Below are 1315 nucleotides of genomic sequence, written 5' to 3'. Positions count from 1 at the left end.
GCCTTTTTATAACCATGAGTGGTGACCCCGACCTTGAATATGCCCTCATCGACGGCACCATCGTTCAGGTTCACCAGAAGGCAACCGGCGCAAAAGGGGGACTCAGGCTTAGGCCATCGGACGCTCGCGTGGCGGTCTGACGACTAAAATCGTCGCGCTTGTGGATTCGCTCGGCAATCTGATCCGTTTCCTATTATTGCCCGGGCAGGCACATGACACAAAAGGCGTCGCGCCTCTGATCCGTAACGTTCCCTTCGGGGCTCTTCTGGCAGACAAAGCGTTTGACGCGAACTGGCTCCTGGAAGAACTGGATGCACGTGGGGCAAGCGCCGTGATCCCACCGAAATCAAACCGAAAGCAACAGCGTAACTACGACGCAGACGCTTACAAGTGGCGCCATATGGTTGAAAACTACTTTGCAAAGATCAGGGAATTCCGAGGCATAGCAACACGCTATGACAAGACCGATTGCAGCTACACCGCCAATTGGAACCTCGCCGCAGCCCTGATTGCTTCAAGATGAATGTCCACGGGCCCTAGTGAGCAGGCGCCTTACGAACGAAAGCCTGGAGAGAAGTTGATCCATCACAACTACCGGCTCAGCTAAGGCGGATTCAACCGTTCGTCGCAACACACCATTTTATGAGGTGTAGATGACAAAAACAGGCAGACGAAAATCCGAACGTTCGACACGGGGCAAATTAAATTCTCCGGGAAGGCCGCCAGTCTGGCAACGTGAGAATCTGTGTCGGTTCTGGCGGGGCGTGGCCGCAGGTCATTCCAGTGAAGTGTCTGCCGTCCAAGCAGGTGTTTCCGGTCCTGTTGGGAGCCGGTGGTTCAGAAGTTCTGGTGGAATGCCTCCCACACATCTCGCGCCCTCGGCTGCTTTGCTTAAAAGCCGCAATCTGACCTTCGCGGACCGCGAGGAAATAGCCTTGGAATGTGCTCGTGGCACAGGCGTGCGTACAATTGCGCGCAAACTTGGGCGGTCGCCCAGTACAATCTCGCGTGAGATCAGGCGCAACTCGGCGACCCGAAGTGGAGACTTCGACTACCGTGCTCTGACAGCGCAGTGGCATGCAGATCGTGCCGCCCGCCGGCCAAAGATCAGCAAACTTACGAGCAATCCAAGCTTACACGACTATGTGCAGGACCGGCTCGCAGGTCTAATAGCCACGCCCAAGGGCGTCGCTTTTGATGGGCCCATCGTGGTATGGAAAGGACGACGAGCCGTTCATCGGCAAAGCCGGCGCTGGTCGTGTGCCTGGAGCCCGGAACAGATCGCGCAACGTCTGAAGATGGACTTTCCCGAGGA

The 1315-nt window shown here is 56.5% G+C and carries 1 protein-coding gene and 1 pseudogene; both read left to right on the top strand.

The features are described 5' to 3' along the window. Positions 1-523 (top strand): annotated as a pseudogene (locus DWB67_RS17675) (IS5 family transposase); the annotation flags it as partial. A 130-nt stretch (positions 524-653) separates the two neighbouring features. After that, on the top strand, positions 654-1315 hold a 662-nt coding region (locus DWB67_RS18555; RefSeq protein ID WP_147385980.1), incomplete at its 3' end, for a helix-turn-helix domain-containing protein.

This window comes from Paracoccus sp. JM45, assembly GCF_003590715.1.
Classification (GTDB): Bacteria; Pseudomonadota; Alphaproteobacteria; order Rhodobacterales; family Rhodobacteraceae; genus Paracoccus.
This window is presented reverse-complemented; position numbering and strand designations above follow the sequence as displayed.